The following is a 20,565-nucleotide window of genomic DNA, read 5'->3' on the forward strand; positions in this document are numbered from 1 at the left end:
GATTCATTAATAAGTATTAATTAAAAAGATTTTATCGCTTCTTTGCTATCCATAACAAAAAAATACTTTAGTTTTGCACGATAATGGCTAAGGGATAATTTGGAAGTGAATATATTAACATAGTAACATTTTAAACTTACATCAAGATTATGAACAAAAAGTTTTTATTGCCATTCTTCGTATTGGCAGCCATTTTAACTCTTTCTTCTTGTTCAAACAAGTTGAAACCGTTGGCAGAACAGTACATTAAAGCAGAGCCGCAGCCGCTAGAGGCTATCGGAGGCAAAGTTCCTGTAACGATCAATGCGACTTTCCCCGCTAAATGGTTCAACAAGAAAGCTGTTGTAACTGTAACTCCGGTATTGCGTTACCAGGGTGGCGAAGCTTGGGGCACTTCTTACACTTACCAAGGTGAGAAAGTAAAAGGTAACAACCAAGTAATCCCTCAAAAAGAAGGCGCTAACGTAACTATGAAGTCTTCTTTCACTTACAAACCCGAGATGAAAAAATCAGAATTGTATTTGACTTTCGACGCGAAGATCAAAAACAAGACTGTTAAATTGCCGGACGTAAAGATCGGTGAAGGCGTTATCGCTACTTCCGAATTGGCAGACGCAGCTACTGCTACAGCAGCTATCGCAGCTGATAAATTCCAACGTATTATCAAAGAGGCTCATGACGCTAACATCATGTTCTTGATCCAACAAGCTAACCTTCGCGCTAAAGAACTGAATTCTGACGCTATCAAAGAATGGAAAGATCTTGTTAAGAACGCTGACGAGGCTCCGAACCAGAATGTAGCTATCGAGATCAGCGCTTACGCTTCTCCTGATGGTGGTTTCAAATTGAACAACACGTTGGCTGAGAATCGTGAAGGAAACACTACGAAATATTTGAACAAGGAATTGAAGAAGATGAAGGTTGACGCTCCGGTTGACGCTCGTTACACAGCTCAAGACTGGGAAGGCTTCAAGGAATTAGTTTCTGCTTCTAACTTGCAAGATAAAGACTTAGTATTGCGTGTGATCTCTATGTACCAAGATCCTGAGACAAGAGAGAAAGAAATCAAGAATATCTCCGCTGTTTACTCTGACTTGGCTGAGACTATCCTTCCGCAATTACGTCGTTCTCGTTTGACTGCTAACATCGAGATCATCGGTAAGTCTGACGACGAGATCAGCGCTTTGGCGAAGAGCAATCCTTCTGAGTTGAATATCGAGGAAATCCTTTACGCCGCTACATTGACTAACAACGACGGTGAGAAGATGGCTATCTATACAAAAGCTTCTGAGTTGTATCCTAACTGCTACCGTACTTGGAACAACATCGGTATGATGGCATTCAAGGCTGGTGATTTGGCTAAGGCTGAGCAAATGTTCAACAAGTCTAACTCTGTTAAGAATAACGCTTCCGCTAACATGAACTTAGGTTTGATCGCATTAACGAAGGGTGACCAAGCTAAGGCTCAACAATTGTTCGGTAACGCTGCCGGCGTAAACGAATTGAGCGAGGCTCTTGGTGTTCTTTATTTAGAGCAAGGTGAATATGCTAAGGCTGTTAACTCTTTCGGTTCTGTTAAGACTAACAACGCTGCTTTGGCTCAGATCTTGGTTAAGGATTACAGCAAGGCTTCTCAGACTTTGAACGGTGTCGCTAATCCTGACGCTGTAACTTCTTATTTGAAGGCTGTTGTTGCCGCTCGTACGAACGACGCTAACGGTGTTATCAACAACTTGAAGGCTGCTATCGCCGCTGATAAGAACATGGCTAAGGAAGCTGCTATCGACTTAGAGTTCGCTAAATACGCGACTAACTCTGACTTCGCAGCTTTAGTAAAATAATTAGAAAATATTCTTTCTAAATAAGAAAAAGACCTCATCCTTTTGGATGGGGTCTTTTTTTATATCCCACCATCCAATCCTACATTTGATAAAAGCGTAACAGCTTGAAATAAATATTGATTATCAATGATTTTTCATGAAATAAATTCGTAGATTTGCAAAATCTAACAAAGTTGTTGTAAATATTAATCAAATAGGGTAAAGAAATTATGAGATCACAAATCTGGAAACAAATGGTGTGGGTATTTTGTCTGCTCTTTCTAATGGGGTCATGCGTTAAACATGACATTTTTCAAGGAGAAGACCCCACGGTAGATCCGAAAGAACCTACCAAAGAAGAAGAAGATTACATAGCCCAGTTCGAGAATTTCGAGAACATACAGGTTAACATATCTTCTCAGCATGAAGGAACCCTATATTCTATTTATTATGAATATCCTTATGAGGAAGGCTCTTTAGTCAAAGATCCTTATTTAATTGGTAAAACTCCGATCCATATGGCTCTGGAAGTACCTACACACGTAAAGAAACTCTATATCCTAAGAGGGGATGGGGAACTTATTGAGAGCGATGTAAAGGACATCACGATCGGCAGCGATACCAAAAGTAGTTTACGGGCTACAAGTGCGATCAGTGATGAAGTCCTTCATTTGATCAATAACAAATACTTTCCAGAAAAGGCATACAATGTAAAAAGCGAGGATTTATATAGATGCTCTGATCTAAAAATCACGGAAACCGTTTTTACCAGTAGCTTTGAGAAAGCGGATATTTGGCTGACCTATATAAGCGATGGAGGAATGTCCAAAGACAATATGTATGGTAAAATTTGGTTCTATACATATCCCTTCGAGAAGATGGAGAATCTCACTTTAGACGACTGCACCTTCTATGGAAAGACTAATGGCACCATCCAAGTCATTGACTTCAAGATGATCAACCAAGGCGAGAATTATATCTTTTACTCCAAAGAGGAACAGCCAAAGGCTAAGACAGAAGAATATACCCGAATCCCCCTAGGAAGATTCGACAAGGGGCTTAACGTCGGTTTCGTATATCGAGGCACAGACCGTCCACAATTCTCCACCCCGGCATTAAATGGGCCGGATAACAATAAAGTGCCAGACAATGGGGCATTCTCCCATAATTATATAGGCCATACCTTAAAATACGGCAATTCTTCTTTCAAAATAGAGAAAAACGTAGCAAACGGATTCATCCACCACATTCAAGAAGGTGATTTTGAAGGAAATATATTGGGAATGGAAAATCGTTGTCCAAACTATAGGGCCTACGACGGAGACTACAACGATATGCTTTGTCTAATCGAAAGTAATCCCGTTGCCATCGAGCCGGCAGAGCCGGTAACCCCTCCCGTCATAGAATCGCAAACGAACAAGAAAGGATTCCTCTTGTTCGAAGATAATTATCCAAACCAAGGCGATTTCGATTTCAATGACGCTGTCATATATTATAGCATCACAGCATATACCGATAAGAGTACCGCAGATGTTTATGCCCAGTTACTGGCTAAAGGCTGTACATTCCACAACCAATTTGGATTTAAGGACGCCAATGGACTAACTCCCTTTTTCTCCGATGTCAATGGATATGTCAATGTGAGAAAATTCGACAAGGAACCGGAAAGTGGGATTACAAAGACATTAACATATAGCTCAACTCAACTGATCATGCCTTACATTGATAACGGGAAGGGACCGGTAAGTAAAAACGTAAAGAATACGGATCTATACCCATATGTGTTGGATATCCCTTATTCGGAAAATAAACCTTTCCATTGGTGTATAGAGAATAAGAGTATTGACAATGCCTATAATTTTGATCAGGATTACCGCAAAGCGCACGGAGATTGGTATGAGACTCCTAAAGATGAATCGCTTGTAATAAAATTCACGACTTCGGATGAAGAGAAGAAAGATCCGGAAAATAAAGAATGAAGTTACGCGAACCCATTGAAGGATCTCTAAAATCCTATAACACATAAAAACGGCGGCCTTTTTAAAAGGTCGCCGTTTTTTATATTTATTCAATAGAAGAATTTATCTACCTTGGCGCTTGCGCTCTGTCTCATCCAAGATGATCTTACGCATACGCATATTATTCGGGGTGATCTCTACGTACTCATCGCCCTTGATGTACTCAAGCGCATCCTCTAGGCTGAATACGATAGGAGGAGCCAAGGAAACCTTGTCGTCCGAACCAGAGGCACGCATATTCGTCAACTTCTTGGATTTGGTGACATTTACCACCAAGTCATTGTCTTTGGTATGCTCTCCGACCACCTGTCCAGCGTAAACCTCCTCGCCCGGGGCGATGAAGAAACGCCCGCGGGATTGCAAGTTATTCAGGGCATAAGCGAAAGCCTGACCTGTCTCCATAGCGATAATCGAACCATTCATACGTCGTTCGATATCACCCTTCCACGGTTGATATTCCAAGAAACGGTGTGCCATGATAGCCTCACCGGCAGAGGCGGTCAATACAGCGTTGTTCAAACCGATAATACCACGGGAAGGAATCGTGAACTCCAAGTGCATACGACCATTCTTGCTTTCCATCATGGTCATCTCGCCCTTACGTTTCGTTACCATATCGATAATACGGCTAGAGCATTCCTCCGGAAGATTCACCGTCAATTGCTCTACCGGCTCACATTTCTCACCATCGATCTCCTTGATGATAACCTGAGGTTGACCTACCTGCAACTCGTATCCCTCACGACGCATCGTCTCGATCAATACAGACAAGTGAAGCACACCACGACCATATACCAACCAAGAATCAGCGGAATCAGTAGGAACTACGCGTAAAGCCAAGTTCTTATCCAATTCTTTCTGCAAACGGTCAAAAATATGACGAGAAGTAACGAACTTACCATCCTTACCAAAGAACGGAGAATTGTTGATCGTGAAAAGCATAGACATCGTAGGCTCGTCGATAGCGATCGTTGGCAATGGCTCCGGCTCGTTCACGTCGGCGATTGTCTCACCGATCTCGAAACCATCGATACCGATAATAGCGCAAATATCCCCGGACTGCACGGAATCAACTTTCGTACGTCCCAAGCCCTCGAATACATCCACTTCCTTGATCCTCGATTTCACCATACTACCATCACGCTTACAAAGCATGACATCTTGGCCCTCTTTCAACTCGCCACGGTGTACACGTCCTACAGCGATACGACCTACATACTTAGAATAATCCAAAGAAGTAATCAACATCTGCGGAGTACCCTCCAACATCTTTGGTTCGGGGATATACTTGATGATCGCATCAAGCACAGCCGTTATATCCTCTTTCGGCTCCTTCCAATCCTCGGACATCCAGCCCTGCTTGGCGGAACCATAAATAGTAGGGAAGTCAAGCTGCTCCTCGGTAGCATCCAGACTAAACATCAAGTCGAATACCATTTCCTGCACTTCCGACGGGCGGCAATTCGGCTTATCCACCTTATTAATTACCACGATCGGCTTCAAACCCAGTTGAATCGCTTTTTGCAAAACAAAACGAGTTTGCGGCATAGGCCCCTCAAAGGCGTCTACCAATAGCAAACAACCATCCGCCATATTCAAGACACGCTCCACCTCGCCACCAAAGTCGGCGTGGCCCGGAGTGTCAATAATATTGATCTTATATCCCTTATAATTGATAGACACGTTCTTGGCAAGAATCGTGATACCTCGTTCCCGTTCCAGATCATTGTTATCCATGAACTGATCCGGTTCTGCCTGTCCTTCACGGAAAAGCTTACCGGCTAATAACATCTTATCCACGAGCGTCGTTTTGCCGTGGTCTACGTGCGCGATAATCGCAATGTTTCTGATCTTTTGCATTGAAGACTAATTTATTGGCTGCAAAAATACGATATTTTTACGATATATATATGACATTCATGCTTCAAAACACAAAAAAGATAGTAGAATCTATTGCAAATCAAAAAGGAATGCCTACCTTTGCGACCGCTTAGATAACATAGTATTAATTTATTAAAGTAAAAAGAATCATGTATTTAGATTCAGCGAAGAAAAAAGAATTATTTGAAAAGTATGGCAAATCAGCAACTAACACAGGTTCTGCTGAGAGCCAAATCGCATTGTTCACATTCCGTATCTCTCACTTGACAGAGCACTTGAAAGTGAATCACAAAGACTACGCTACGGAAAGATCATTGAAGATGTTGGTAGGTAAACGTCGTCGTTTATTGGACTATCTGATCAAGACTGACATCGAGAGATACCGCGCTATCATCAAAGAACTTGGTATCAGAAAGTAAGAAAAAGCTTATGCGAGAATATTAAAAAGGGCAATCCCAATCGGGAATTGCCCTTTTTATTTGCCTTAATCCTAGATATAATAAAATATTAATGTAAATTTGCGCCGTTTAGTATCAATTTATCAAACATTATAGGATTATAAATAACAAATCATATACATGGGAAACAACAAAATTATAGGCGCAAAAATTAAAAATATCCGGGAATCGAAACAGCTCTCTATCGAGGAAGTAGCCGAACGCTCCGGGTTAGGTATCGAACAGATAGAACGTATCGAGGGTAACTTGGATTTTCCATCTTTGGCCCCTCTTATCAAAATAGCACGGGTATTAGGGGTACGTTTGGGTACATTCTTGGATGACCAAGCGGAGCTAGGCCCGGTCGTATGCCGCAAAAAGGATAGCGAGGCCGATGGTATCGGGTTCACGAACAATGCGACACAAGGGCACAAGCATATGGATTACCACTCGCTCTCGCAAGATAAGTCCGGCCGCCATATGGAGCCCTTCTTGATCGAGATCGCTCCCTCCGAGGAAGGCGAGGATTTCATTCTGTCCACGCATGAGGGAGAAGAGTTTATCTACGTATTGAGTGGCGTCGTAGAGATTAATTACGGAAAAAACACCTATATCCTAGAGGAAGGCGATAGCATCTATTATGATTCTATCGTGGCGCATCATGTACATGCGGCAGCCGACAACAGGGCTCGAATCTTAGGAGTTGTCTATACACCTTATTAAATCCGGCGTTTTATGGAATTACATAACAGAACCCTTGGCCAATGGCTGGAACATTGGGCCGAGAATACACCGGATAAGGAGTATATCGTTTATTCAGACCGTGACTTACGTTTCACTTGGAGCGAATTCAACAAGCGTGTGGACGACATGGCGAAAGGTATGTTGGCGATCGGTATCACCCATGGCACACATGTCGGCGTATGGGCGACGAACGTACCGGATTGGTTGACATTCCTATATGCAGGCGCGAAGATCGGTGCCGTATTGGTCACGATCAATACGAACTATAAACAAAGCGAGCTGGAATACCTAGTAGAGAACGCCGATATCCATACGATGTGTATCACAGACGGCGTGTTTGATGGAAGTTACGTGGACATGGTCTATACCATGTTGCCGGAATTGAAGACCTCCCAACGGGGATATTTGAAAAGCGAGCGTTTCCCTCGCCTGAAAAACGTAGTCTATATCGGACAGGAGAAATACAGGGGTATGTACAATACGCCCGAGATGTTGCTCCTCGGACAAAATATCAAGGATGAGACCTTAGAGGCTGCCAAAGCGAGAGTAAATTGCCACGACGTTGTCAATATGCAATATACTTCCGGTACGACCGGCTTCCCGAAAGGGGTCATGTTGACTCACTACAACATCGCCAACAACGGTTTCTTGACGGGTGAGCATATGAAATTCACCGCCGACGATAAGCTTTGTTGCTGCGTACCTCTCTTTCATTGCTTTGGCGTGGTATTAGCTTCCATGAACGTATTGACGCATGGATGTACGCAAGTGATGGTCGAGAAATTCGATCCGCTATTGGTATTAGCTTCTATACATAAAGAGCGTTGCACGGCCGTGTACGGCGTGCCTACCATGTTCATTGCCGAGCTGAACCACCCGATGTTCGAGATGTTCGACCTCACGTCGTTACGTACCGGTATTATGGCAGGTTCTCTTTGCCCGGTTGAACTCATGAAAACCGTGGACGAGAAGATGCACATGCGTGTAACCAGCGTGTATGGATTGACAGAGACCTCACCGGGTATGACCCACTCCCGTATCGAAGATCCGGCCGAGGTGCGTTATAATACTGTAGGCCATGAGTTCGAATTTACCGAGGTACGGGTTATCGACCCGGAGACTGGCGAGGAATGCCCCGTCGGCGTACAGGGCGAGATGTGTAACCGCGGTTATAATAACATGAAAGGTTACTATAAAAACGAAGCCGCCACCAATGAGGCGATCGACAAGGATGGTTTCCTGCATTCCGGCGACTTGGGCGTTCGTGATGAGAATGGAAACTTCCGTATCACCGGCCGTATCAAGGATATGATTATCCGTGGAGGCGAGAATATCTATCCACGTGAGCTGGAGGAATTCCTTTATCATTTCCCCGGCGTGAAAGACGTGCAAGTAGCCGCTGTTCCTTCCAAGAAATATGGAGAGGAAGTGGGTGCCTTTATCATCCTTCACGATGGTGTGACGGCTACGGAGGAAGAGGTGAAAGATTTCTGCCGCGGAAAGATCGCCCGGCATAAGATCCCGAAATACATCTTCTTCGTCGATACCTTCCCGATGACCGGAAGCGGAAAGATACAGAAGTTCAAGTTGAAAGACCTCGGGCTGAAACTATTGCAAGAGCAAGGTATCACGCCGGCCTGACGATTTAGTGGACAGCTAACAGTTGACAGTTACTTTAAAATCTTCATAATGGGCGGTACGATCTTCTCGTGTTGCCCATTTTCCTAAAGAACGATGGACGGAATCAACACACTGCGTTACTCGGATTTATTTTTAGCGATGTATTTCGATGGCGGGAAGAGCTGCCTGCACCGGAATCATTCGCATGTGTTGGTGTATGTATATTCCGGAGAGATGGTAATCGACGAGAAAGGCCAAATCACCCGGTTACATAAAGGAGAATGCGCTTTCATCCGCAAGGACTTCAGTGTGCAGATGACGAAACAAGCATGGAATGGCGAGCAGTTCAAGGCGATCTTCTTGATGTTCACCATGAAGTTCCTACGCGACTTTTACAGCAAATTAGATCGAAATACTCTCCCTAAAGACGCCAAGCGAGATCAGGTAAGCCTTTACAAGCTACCGTCCAACCGTCCCGATATCGTAAGCTTGTTTGAGTCGATGACCCCTTATTTCAATTCCAAGATCCAACCGACAGACGAATTGCTGCAACTAAAAATGATCGAGGGCGTTTATGTGTTGCTCCATACCGACAAGAATCTATATGCCTCTATCTTCGATTTTACCGATCCATGGAAGATAGACATACTGGAATTCATGGAGCGGAATTATATGAACGATATTTCCATGGAAGAAATCGCCAACTATACGGGACGCAGTCTCTCCACATTTAAACGTGATTTCAAGAAATGTAGCGCTCTCTCGCCCCGGGAATGGCTCATCCGACGCCGCCTTGAAGCCGCACATGGGCTGATACGTAAAGGGGGGCGTAAGGTCTCGGAGATTTGTTTCGAGGTAGGCTTCAAGAACCTTTCCCATTTCTCGAAAATCTATAAGATAGCGTATGGCGTACCGCCAACCGAGGATATATAATATTTATAATGGGCCACACAACAAAGCTATTTGAACCACATAACAAAGCCTCTATACCACTCCCTCCTTATCTTCGCGACATAAATAATAACAAAATGTAAATCAAATGATCATGACAAAGACAATGGAAGAGAAAGTAGCTTTAGTAACCGGTTCAGCGATGGGTATCGGACTCGCTTGCGCCGAAGCCTTCGCCAAGGCTGGATACATAACCGTATTGGCAGACATCCGTGAGCCGGGAGAACAGGTAGAGAAATTAGTAGCCGAGGGACATAAGGCCGTAGCGTATCGGTGCGACGTATCAAACACGCAAGCCGTAAAGGAGATGATCGACTGGACCGTAGCTACCTACGGAAGACTGGATGCGGCTCTTAACAACGCAGGCATACAAACACCGCAACGCCCAATGGCGGAAATCACCGACGATGAATTCGACCGTACCGTGGCTGTGGATTTGAAAGGTGTCTGGAACTGCATGCGTTATGAGATCCTGCAAATGCTGAAACAAGGCGGCGGCGCCATCGTCAACACCTCATCGCAAGGCGGAGTCACGGGATTTCCGGGGCAAGCGGCCTACATAGCCTGTAAGCATGCCGTTATCGGACTGACACGTACCGCCGCTATCGACTATGCGGCAAAGAACATCCGCATCAATGCCGTATGTCCGGACGTTATCCGTACGCCGATGGCGGAAGACTTAATGCGGCGTGACCCTTCCTTGGAGAAGGAGCTGGTGCGCGACATTCCCGCAGGGCGGCTCGGTAAGCCGGAAGAGATCGCCAACGCCGTACTTTGGCTATGCAGTCCGCAAGCGAGCTTCGTAGATGGCCATGCGCTATTGGTAGATGGAGCCTTCAGTATTCATTAAATCGCAAAACTACAGAGAACCCAATACTGCAACGGCGTTGCAGTGTTACTGCAATGCGGGTTGCAGTAACGAACCCACCGTACCCCTCAGCAAGCCTCTGCCCTAGATGGAAATTCATAGATAAAGAACACCTACTATCAACGCTTTTTCGTACCTTCGCGTCTCAACCATTTATAGTATTAATTTATGTCACAATTATTTCCAACTAATCTGCCTTATAAAGTGGCAGATATGAGTTTGGCTGAATTCGGTCGCAAAGAGATCGAGATCGCCGAACACGAAATGCCGGGATTAATGGCGCTACGCCAGAAATACGCCGATCAGAAACCCTTGAAAGGCGCACGTATCACCGGCTCACTGCATATGACTATTCAGACGGCAGTGTTAATCGAAACATTAGTTGCGTTGGGAGCGGACGTTCGCTGGGCTAGCTGTAACATCTTCTCCACACAGGACCATGCGGCAGCCGCTATCGCGGCGGACGGCGTACCGGTATTCGCTTGGAAAGGCGAGACGCTGGAGGAGTATTGGTGGTGTACGGACATGGCGCTTCGTTTCCCGGAAGGTAAAGGCCCTCACATGATTGTTGACGATGGAGGTGACGCTTCCTTGCTGATTCACATGGGCTATCGTGCGGAGAACGATGCGGAGACCATCAACCGCAAAGGCGGGAATCATGAGGAACAGGTAATTCTAGATACATTAAATCGTATCCTTCAAGAAGATAACAGCCGTTGGCACCGTACGGTAGCCGAGATGAAAGGTGTGTCGGAAGAGACGACCACCGGCGTTCACCGTCTGTATCAGATGATGGAGAAAGGTGAGTTGCTGGTTCCGGCTATCAATGTTAATGACTCCGTGACGAAATCCAAGTTCGATAACTTATACGGATGCCGTGAGTCTTTGGCGGACGGCATCAAGCGGGCTACGGACGTGATGATCGCCGGCAAGGTGGTAGTCGTAGCCGGATACGGTGACGTAGGTAAAGGCTGCTCTCACTCCATGCGCTCTTACGGGGCTCGTGTACTCGTGACTGAGATCGATCCGATCTGCGCCTTGCAAGCCGCTATGGAAGGTTTCGAGGTTACGACCATGGAAGAGGCCGTGAAAGAGGGTAACATCTTCGTTACGACCACCGGAAACTGCGATATCATCACGATCGAGCATATGACACAGATGAAAGACCAATCGATCGTATGTAATATCGGTCATTTCGACAACGAGATCCAAGTGGACAAGCTTGTCAACTATCCGAATATCAAACACACGAATATCAAGCCGCAAGTAGACAAATATACGTTCCCGAACGGAAACTCTATCTTCCTGCTGGCAGAAGGCCGCTTAGTAAATCTGGGTTGCGCCACGGGACATCCGTCATTCGTAATGAGCAACTCATTTACGAACCAAGTTCTTGCCCAGATGGATTTATGGCAAATGGCCTATGAGGTAGGCGTATATCGTTTGCCGAAACGTTTGGATGAGGAAGTTGCCCGCCTGCACTTGGAACGCATCGGCGTAAAACTATCCCACCTGACGCAAAAACAAGCTGATTATATCGGCGTACCGGTAGAAGGACCGTACAAGGCTGATCATTACAGATACTAATTAATTGAAGATTGAAAGTTGAGAATTGATAATGAAGGGAGGGCAGCTCCTATAGTTCTCGATTCTTAATTTTCAATTTTCAATTCTTAATTTTCAATTACCATGCGTTTCGCTATTCTCTCCCCCATTTATCCCTATCGTGGCGGTATCGCCCAATTCAGCGGGATGCTCTATACGGAATTAGTAAAAGAAGGTCATGAAGTAAAGGCTTTCAACTTCAAACGTCTTTATCCGGATATCTTATTTCCCGGCAAGACTCAATACGTAGAAGCGGGAGACCGTGCGATCGAAATCGAGAGCGTGCGAGTATTAGATAGCGTCAACCCGGTTAGTTATTTCAGTACCGTAAACGCCATTCGTTCCTATGCGCCGGACGTACTGATTATCTCTTACTGGATGTCCTTTTTCGTTCCCGGATACGCCCACGTAGCGAACCGGATGAAAAAGCATTGTAAGGTAATCACCCTTATCCACAACGCGATTCCCCATGAGCCGCGTTTCTTCGACAAGCCTTTAGCTTCGTTACTTTTCAAGCAATGCCATGGCTTTATCGTGATGAGCGATAACGTGCGGTATGATTTGCGGAAACTTTACCCGGGCGCTAAATATATCCAGAACCCACACCCGCTTTACAATCATTTCGGGAGTAAGATCAACAAGAACGAGGCGTGCCGGAAATTAAGAATCCATCCGTCCAAAAAGAATCTTCTATTCTTTGGACTGATACGGGATTATAAAGGATTAGATCTGCTGATAGAAGCGATGGGACAGCTTAACGAGGATTACCATCTCATTATAGCCGGCGAATGTTACGGTAGTTTCGAGAAGTATCAGGCTCTGATCGATGCATCTCCGGCAAAAGAACGTATATTCGTCCACTGTGAATATATCAGCGACGAGGAAATCCCCATTTATTTCTCAGCGGCGGATGCCTTAGTACTCCCCTATCGCTCCGCCACTCAAAGTGGTGTCGTATCCGTAGCCTACAATTACGATTTACCTATGTTAAGTACTCCCGTAGGCGATTTCAAGAACAGCATCGAAAAGCCGGGTACAGGCATCGTAGTGCCTGAGATATCCGCGACGGCCCTCGCCCAAGGTATCGAGGAACTTTTCACCCCCTCACAGCAAGCCACCATCCCTGCGAACATATCCAAAGAAAAAGCAGCCCTCTCGTGGGAAACCCTAACGAGAAAACTGCTCGATTTTATCAATAGCGGTTTCATCTAGTTGTAGAGACGGGGCGTGCCCCGTATCTACAACCAACCGGAATTTATATCTCTTTTTGCTTTCTAGCTTTCCAAATCGAATATCCTACCGCACCAATCAATAACAACAAGATAATCAACGAACTGAAAGAAGTAATATAAGCCGCCGTAATATAACCTTGCGGTCTAAACTCAAATACGATCTGATGCTCTCCCGCAGGAACTAACATAGCCCTTAATATCCAATCCGCCCGGAAATGCGGAGCGGGCTTCCCATCAATCGTAGCCTCCCATCCCGGTTGATAATAGATCTCAGAGAATACTGCTAATTGCTCAGAATTAGTCTTCGTCGTATAAACTAACTTATTAGGGCGATAACTATCCAATGTTATCGTAGCGGTAGAGTCCAATTGAGGCGTGAAACCTTTCACCTCATCAGCGAAACGTTTATCGACAACCGCCGTCGTTAACGGATTGATCGTATTCAACGCCGCTATTTCCGCATCCGCATTCTCCACGACCTCCACTTTATCCACAAACCAAGCGTTGCCGAAAGCAAACGGATTCCTCAAAGGCGGTTGCTCCGGATTATAGATAATATAACGTGTATTTAGCATATTCAAGGACGGGCAAGCAGCGAACGCCCCCATCAAATCCTCCGCGGTCTGCGCTTTCTGGAAAGCCCCGATAACCGAGTTAAGCTCTCCTTGCAGACGGTGGTCGATCAGTTCTTGGTACCGTCTCAGCTTCGCCGCATAATAACCACCGACGGAATGGTGATAGTACGAGGTCGTTGTCTCCAAGAAAGGATTATTCAAATTCAAGACACGATAAGAAAGGTCCTTATCCTTCATGATTTCCTGATCGGCTACCGTCTCTTTATATATCTCCGTAGGTTTCTGGCGGATAAAGTTACTATCGTTCAAATACCGTTTATCCACCGTCCATAAGTCAACCAGCATCAAGACCGCAACACCGATCCCTACGAATGTCGCCACTTTCTTCCGATCTTTCGAGGTATAGAACCAGAACAACAAAGCCGCCCCTAATAAGATAAAGACCAAAGAGCGCAACGCATCCGCCGAAGCCAAGGAAGCACGATCCATTAACAAGGCGTTGTAATACCAATCCGGCAACTGATATTGAGCGTCGAAAGAAGAACGGAAATCCAACAGCATACTCGGCATCAACCAAAGGATTAAAGAAAGCCCCCCCGTGATAGCCAAAGCAGCGATCAATCCTCTCTTCAACAAGGCATCGCTCACGGTCTCGGATAACACCTCTTTCAATCCCCATATAGCGATAATAGGAAACACCATGCCCGGAATAACCAATGCCATCTCTACGGTACGGAACTTATTATACATCGGCAAGTAATGGAACATAAAGTCATTGAAGCTATCAAAATTACGTCCCAATGCCAGCAATATCAAAAAGACAGAACCTCCGAATAACCACCATTTCATCGGATTCCGGATCACGAACATTCCCAGAACAAACAAGAAGCAGACCAATGCCCCGAAATAAACCGGCCCGGAAGTAAATGTCTTCTCTCCCCAATAAGTAGGAGCCTGTACCTCTTTTCCGACTTGAGCGCCTTTCGCCCTTAATTCCTTATATAACTCAGAATCCGGGCCTAGCATTCCACCCGAACTTCCACCATAGGCATTCGGGACCAACAAGGTCAACAACTCCCCTTTTCCATAGCTCCAAGCGAACGCATAATCCTTGTCCAAGCCGGAAGAGATCTTCTCGCCCGAAGGGGTCGTTGTCGTTAATTCCGTAGCCCCACGGATAGAGTTCTGTCCCAAATCCCATTGAGCATACATATTCTGGGCATTCGGCAACACCGCCAATATCACGCATCCAGCCATAATAGCGGTTACCGTACCTAGTTCTTTATAAGCTTTTTCCTTCAGTTTATTGAACAAATATCCCAAATAAACGAAGAAGCAAAGTAATAATAAATAATAAGTGATTTGCAGGTGCGTATTCGCGATAGAGAAAGCGACACCCAACAAGAACACGACCGCCCCCCATAAATACTTACGCTTGAACAACAGGGCCATACCCGCCAACGTTAATGGCATATAAGCGATTACATACGCTTTCGTGACATGGCCGGCCTCTATAATGATCAGATTATAAGATGCTAAAGCGAAAGCGATAGCACCAGCGATCGCCAACCACCAATTTACGCCCATGACACACATCAAGATATAGAAACAAACGAATCCGGTAAACACCATCCCCGCATCCATATACCCCAGCGCTTTTAAAGGCTTCTCCACTAAAAGATATCCGGGAAATCGTGGAGCCGGATTTCCATATCCCGACACATAAGGCATTCCGCCAAACATAGCATCAGACCATGCGCTGAATTCTCCCGGTTGGGCCGTCTTCTCATATTCATCCATCTGGCTATTCCCCATACCGATAGCCTTTTCCGTATCCCCTTGCCGGACGATTTTACCCTCAAATACGGCCGGAGAAAAATAAATCACCGTCAATACCAAGAATACGGCTATCGCTGCGATATGTTTTCCCCATTTACTCATTATACTCCGCATAAAACTTATCTATAATTTATTGTTTATACTCTACCTTTAAACCATTTGGCAAAATAGAATCTCACGGCGAACCAACCATGCAACAGAATCGTCGACACCTTGCCATAATACTTACACATGACCTCATATCGCTCCTTTAAGGAAGCTTTCCGGTTCACACTACTTAACCCTTCCTCCAAAAAATTAGACAGGATCAAACGTGTATTATGTATTCTTTTCGATCGTCTCAGACATTGGATACACCAATCATAATCCGCCGTCAAACGGTATTCCGTATTATATAACGGAGCGATCTCCCGTTTTGATATAAACGACTGGTGACAAACCAACATTCCCATCCGAAAACTTTTCCAAGTCAGTTTCTCCGGTGCTTTCAATCTGCGCATCCCTAATGATCTACCCTCCGCATCAACGATCCGGGTTTCTCCGTAAATCACGTCTGGCAAAGATACTTTCTTTTTCAAAGACGCCACAATTCTTTGCACGGTATCTGCGGTATAAAGTGTATCCCCCGCATTCAGGAACCACACATAATCCCCTGTAGCCCGCTTCAATCCCTTATTCATAGCATCATACAAGCCTTTATCAGGCTCGCTTATCCAAGAAGCGATACCGGACTCATATTGCTTGATGATCTCTACGGTCTTATCCTTCGACGCTCCGTCAATCAATATATACTCAATATTCGGATACGACTGGCTAAGTACGCTCAATATCGTACGCTCCAGCCATCGCTCCGCATTATAGGTGATCGTTATGATCGAAAATGTAGGTTGCTGATTCATTTCCATTATCTCTTATAAATTTCCGACTTGTCTCACACGATATTTTTGTAAAGGATGCTTAGGAGAAGACGGATATAATCTCTCTAGTAGCCCATCCTCTAACATTCTTGGTATAACCCGATTAATTAAATAAGAAGCCTCTCTATGAACAGCTTCCGCTATTATTTCCAGAGCTACATAATCCTCACAAACAGATAGTATTAACCTCGACAAATCCTCATAACGCATATATTTCTTACTTTCATCCTTCTCCAGTTTGCTTTCATCTTTTTGAGGCTTGCTTTCATCCTTCTTCAGTTTGCTTTCATCCTTTTGAGGCTTGCTTTCATCCTTCTCCAAAAACAGCAAACGGTACCTAGTTCCCCGGCCATTTCCTATAGACTCCAAAAAACCAGCATTGCACATACTTTTCAGTAGCTTTGTAATATTTGAGCTATGTTGGTTCAAAATATATTGAAGTCTTTCATTAGATACTTGTTTTTCAGAGTAACAAAGAGCCAAAACCGTGAATTGATCATATGGAATTCTTTCAATTTCCCGTCCAAACAGACGCTTAAGTTCTTCTAAGACTTCCTCTGGATACAAACTTTCCATCGGTAAATTCAACACCACCCGATCCGGGTGACTTTGCTCCTCTACAAATGGAGGTCTCCAATTCGCATTTTTCCAACCCATAAAAATCTTATTCACCCCACTTCCTGCTTTCTCAGAGAAGCCAATCAACATAAAATACGAGAATCTCTCGGATGTTCCTCATCCGCATCGGCAATCATTCTGCGAACTTCCGTATCCATATATTTATAATCTCCCTCATTATTTCGTTTATAAGTATGTCCATTTATTCCATTTTTCCACAAATGTAGCAATTTTCAATCTATGGTATGATCAAACTACGATACAAATCAATATACCTCCTCGCAACAACCGATTCCTTATAACAATCATGTACATTGCGGATACAAGCCTCTTTTAATCGCAAAGGCTCTCGATTATCAATTACCCACTTGATACCCGTAGCCAAGTCATCCGTATCCTTATATTTCGCCAGATATCCATTTTCCAAGTGGTTTATAATATCAGTCTGCCCGCTATTATCAAAACTCACCGCCGGACAACCACAAGCCATCCCTTCTATAATAGTCTGGCCAAAAGTCTCATACAAAGAAGCTACCACCGTCACGTCAGCTGCGGCATATAATTTCGCAATCATAGAAGGATCACTCAAAGATCCCATACATACATAAGGAATCGGAATTTCCGACAAAAAAGAATCATCTCCTTTGATACCTCCAAATAAGACCAAGAAATAATCTTCCTCTCCTTTCCTCTCTTTCAATATAGATAAAGCCTTGACAAGATATTCAAAACCTTTAATCGGATCATTGATACGTGCGGCTCCCATCAAGATGATTTTCTTATCCAAAGGTAAAGATAAGCTCTTCCTAGCCTCCTCCTTATCAGAAGGTACAAACAGACTTGTGTCAATCACATTCGGAATCACCTCTACAGGCAACCTATTGGTCAACGCACTATCTTGAGCTTGTTGTCTTAACCAAGTACTTACCGCCACCAGTTGTATCTTAGAATCCGCCAAAAAACGTTTCTTATTAAAAACATGATACGACAAATCCTTTTTATCGCTCGAACTTAGGAAAGGGCATTCTCCACATTCTTTCTTGAACCTCTCGCAACCGAACGAATAATGGCAAATCGCCGTACATGGCCACATATCGTGCATAGTCCATACGATGGGTTTCCCGATCAGCGCCAGCTTTCTTATATCCGCCAAAGACAAGAAACCTTGATTGATCCAGTGTAGATGGATCACATCCGCAGCCTTCACCAAGGGGTGATCAGACAAATCCGTACCCGTATTGGCTATAGAGACCTGAAACAAAGGCTTTCGCCTGAAATGATTACAGATAAAAATAATCAACCGCTCCCACACGAACCGAATAAAGTTCCATCGGCTCGCCCAAAAGCTATCATTAAGAGCAGTCACCCACTCATCCCCCGTCTTCCGATCACGCACCAACATAGAAACCTCTACACCGGATTTACCCAATGCCTTCGCCAGCCGGTTCGCCGCTACTGCCGCTCCACCGGTTAATTCAGAAGTATTTAATATCAAGATATTCATTTTTGCTCTATTATTTGCCAAAACCATCTTTCATGCAAAAGGTTCGTTCTTATAATTCATCACCGATACATAAAGTAACGAAAATAATCGCTACAAGAGACCGGAAAATAGATAGCTCGTAATACTGAAAAGGATAAATCCTTTTCAGTAGAATAAAATATTTTATTCCGCAAACGCACACACAACATGGCCAACCGCATTCTGGCCTGCACGGAATGTTTGCTTTGATAGAAAGCCAAACATAGAGCATTCGTTCTCGATATAGTATCAGCTGGAATGGCGGACAACAACTCATAAAGCTTGGAAAAGTAGGCATCCATTCCCTCACGTACCTTAGGATGTCTATAATACGCAAACGTACGGCACAAATAATCCAACATATTCATAGGAGTCTTCGCATAGTTCATTGGCTCACTATATGTAACAGCTTGCAAATGCCTACGCTGATTGACCAACACCCGATCCAGATAAACCAACTTCTCATAGCTCTCCACTACGATCTGGAGGAAATGGTCGTATAAGAAATAATCAGACCAATACGCCCAATCCGGTATCTTATCAAGAAGAGCACGTTTGAACAGCATCGTATGACCGGCAATCATGGAACAATAAATCGTTCTTTCCAAACATCGATTCGCTACTCTCTCATCAAAAAAAGTCTTAACACCATTCGTGTCCGAGAAAGGTCTCGTCATGCCAGCGCACAACCAAGCATCCCCTATTGCCTCTACTTGCCATTCCAGTTTACGCGGCTCCCAAATATCATCTTGGTCAGATATAGCGATAAAATCTCCTGTAGCCCTATAAAAAGCCGAAAAGAAATTTCGATTAACCCCTTTTCCGGATTCATTCATATAGACCTTGATAAAGGGATATTTGCGCTGATAGCCTTGCAGCACTTCCCAAGTTCCATCCGTAGAATGGTCATCTTGGATAATGAGCTCATAAATAGGATACGTCTGTCCAATAATAGACTCAATCTGTTCCGCAACAAATTTAGCCCCATTATACGTACACATCACAACCGAAATAGTCCTTCCATCCGTCATGGCATCCTGTCGATTAATCATCAATTGTCTTATTCGCTTTTTCAACCAAGCTCGTCACCTCCTCCAAGGAATCTCGATACATCTCATAGAGTTTTCCCCGGTTCTTTATCTCTTGGAAACCCATCAACCCTTTATTCCAGATCCGCATACCTCCGGCAATCATCGATTCAAAACCTGCGTTATACCAGCCTACTTTCAACCCGGATAGCCAAGCCCGCAAACACAACTCCGTATCATCACACTGGAAAGGAGCGAACGAGAAATCAATATGCCCTAAATGTTCAATATATAATTTCTTATTCAGTAACATAGGCGCCCTATTCACCGAATGGACGAAACGGAAATCCTTGCCTTTAAAGAAAGCGGAAGGATAAGAGCCGTTATATCCCCATTTCTCCTTCTCATCAATCACGAAATCCAATCCATTCAAACCACCCAATATAGCCATATCCGAATATTTCTTAAAATAGGCGACACCTTTATCCACCCATCCAAGATCCGTGATCTTGTCATCATCCTGCATCAAGACAATATATTCGCCATTCGCGAAACGAATAGTCTTGTCATACATCACGTTCTCATACAAGTCGTTGGCACGCACCAAAAACTCATTACCACGAGTAAGATACCTCATAAGAGACTTAGAATGTTTGTATTCAGAGCCATCATCTATTACTACGATTTCCGCATTCGGGTACTCACGTAATTTGCTGACAATACGCTTTACACCCACACTTTTATTATGAGATTCTATAATAAAGCTGACAAGCGGTTGATTGGTATATCCTTTCGCCAACCAATCCTCATAAGTTTTCTGCTTTCTTTTAAAAACACGTTTCGCTAACGCCCAATAAACTTTCTCCCAATATAAACGAATATCCATTCTT

The 20,565-nt window shown here is 44.3% G+C and carries 16 protein-coding genes; 9 read left to right on the forward strand and 7 right to left on the reverse strand.

What is annotated here, in order from left to right:
* Window positions 1–149: 149 nt before the first annotated feature.
* The gene (locus tag DWX33_RS17765; protein ID WP_121961142.1) at window positions 150–1,841 is read left to right on the forward strand and encodes a hypothetical protein; all 1,692 of its coding nucleotides are present in this window, start codon (window positions 150–152) and stop codon (window positions 1,839–1,841) included.
* 209 nt (window positions 1,842–2,050) lie between these two features.
* On the forward strand, window positions 2,051–3,799 hold the full coding sequence (locus DWX33_RS17770) for an LruC domain-containing protein (protein ID WP_122144701.1): 1,749 nt from the start codon (window positions 2,051–2,053) through the stop codon (window positions 3,797–3,799).
* A gap of 102 nt (window positions 3,800–3,901) precedes the next feature.
* Here the strand turns inward: DWX33_RS17770 and typA are convergent, their stop codons facing one another.
* Window positions 3,902–5,698, reverse strand: a complete 1,797-nt coding sequence (gene typA, locus DWX33_RS17775; protein WP_005864133.1) for a translational GTPase TypA — start codon at window positions 5,696–5,698, stop codon at window positions 3,902–3,904.
* A 170-nt stretch (window positions 5,699–5,868) separates the two neighbouring features.
* Here typA and rpsO point away from each other — a divergent pair, with 170 nt between their 5' ends.
* From rpsO to DWX33_RS17810, 7 genes are all read left to right on the forward strand, one after another.
* The gene (gene rpsO, locus DWX33_RS17780; RefSeq protein WP_005864132.1) at window positions 5,869–6,138 is read left to right on the forward strand and encodes a 30S ribosomal protein S15; all 270 of its coding nucleotides are present in this window, start codon (window positions 5,869–5,871) and stop codon (window positions 6,136–6,138) included.
* A gap of 159 nt (window positions 6,139–6,297) precedes the next feature.
* Window positions 6,298–6,879: a helix-turn-helix domain-containing protein gene (locus tag DWX33_RS17785; protein WP_036613898.1), complete on the forward strand. Its 582-nt coding sequence runs from the start codon at window positions 6,298–6,300 to the stop codon at window positions 6,877–6,879.
* Between the two features lie 12 nt (window positions 6,880–6,891).
* Window positions 6,892–8,541, forward strand: coding sequence for an AMP-binding protein (locus DWX33_RS17790; protein ID WP_122380779.1), 1,650 nt, complete (start codon window positions 6,892–6,894; stop codon window positions 8,539–8,541).
* Window positions 8,542–8,634: 93 nt separating this feature from the next.
* Complete coding sequence (locus tag DWX33_RS17795; protein WP_044545517.1) at window positions 8,635–9,453, forward strand: AraC family transcriptional regulator; 819 nt, start codon at window positions 8,635–8,637, stop codon at window positions 9,451–9,453.
* A gap of 112 nt (window positions 9,454–9,565) precedes the next feature.
* Window positions 9,566–10,321: a glucose 1-dehydrogenase gene (locus tag DWX33_RS17800; protein WP_122380791.1), complete on the forward strand. Its 756-nt coding sequence runs from the start codon at window positions 9,566–9,568 to the stop codon at window positions 10,319–10,321.
* 186 nt (window positions 10,322–10,507) lie between these two features.
* A complete protein-coding gene (ahcY, locus tag DWX33_RS17805) occupies window positions 10,508–11,926 on the forward strand; it encodes an adenosylhomocysteinase (protein WP_122369619.1) in 1,419 nt (472 codons plus the stop codon).
* A gap of 102 nt (window positions 11,927–12,028) precedes the next feature.
* On the forward strand, window positions 12,029–13,156 hold the full coding sequence (locus DWX33_RS17810; RefSeq protein WP_122380780.1) for a glycosyltransferase: 1,128 nt from the start codon (window positions 12,029–12,031) through the stop codon (window positions 13,154–13,156).
* 43 nt (window positions 13,157–13,199) lie between these two features.
* Here DWX33_RS17810 and DWX33_RS17815 read toward each other — a convergent pair whose 3' ends face one another.
* From DWX33_RS17815 to DWX33_RS17840, 6 genes are all read right to left on the reverse strand, one after another.
* A complete protein-coding gene (locus tag DWX33_RS17815; RefSeq protein ID WP_122380781.1) occupies window positions 13,200–15,704 on the reverse strand; it encodes a YfhO family protein in 2,505 nt (834 codons plus the stop codon).
* A 23-nt stretch (window positions 15,705–15,727) separates the two neighbouring features.
* Entirely contained in the window at window positions 15,728–16,489 is a 762-nt protein-coding gene (locus DWX33_RS17820) for a glycosyltransferase family 2 protein (RefSeq protein ID WP_009018694.1), read from the reverse strand.
* A gap of 12 nt (window positions 16,490–16,501) precedes the next feature.
* The gene (locus DWX33_RS17825; protein ID WP_229033159.1) at window positions 16,502–17,215 is read right to left on the reverse strand and encodes a hypothetical protein; all 714 of its coding nucleotides are present in this window, start codon (window positions 17,213–17,215) and stop codon (window positions 16,502–16,504) included.
* A 148-nt stretch (window positions 17,216–17,363) separates the two neighbouring features.
* Entirely contained in the window at window positions 17,364–18,629 is a 1,266-nt protein-coding gene (locus DWX33_RS17830; RefSeq protein WP_122380782.1) for a glycosyltransferase family 4 protein, read from the reverse strand.
* A 59-nt stretch (window positions 18,630–18,688) separates the two neighbouring features.
* Window positions 18,689–19,699 carry a glycosyltransferase gene (locus DWX33_RS17835; RefSeq protein ID WP_122380783.1) on the reverse strand — a complete coding sequence of 337 codons (1,011 nt, stop codon included), beginning with the start codon at window positions 19,697–19,699 and terminating at the stop codon, window positions 18,689–18,691.
* Window positions 19,692–20,561: a glycosyltransferase gene (locus DWX33_RS17840; RefSeq protein ID WP_036631753.1), complete on the reverse strand. Its 870-nt coding sequence runs from the start codon at window positions 20,559–20,561 to the stop codon at window positions 19,692–19,694. Before DWX33_RS17840 ends, DWX33_RS17835 begins: the two co-directional genes overlap by 8 nt.
* Window positions 20,562–20,565: the final 4 nt, after the last annotated feature.

It is taken from the genome of Parabacteroides sp. AF19-14 (assembly GCF_003635485.1).
Lineage (GTDB): Bacteria > Bacteroidota > Bacteroidia > Bacteroidales > Tannerellaceae > Parabacteroides > Parabacteroides distasonis.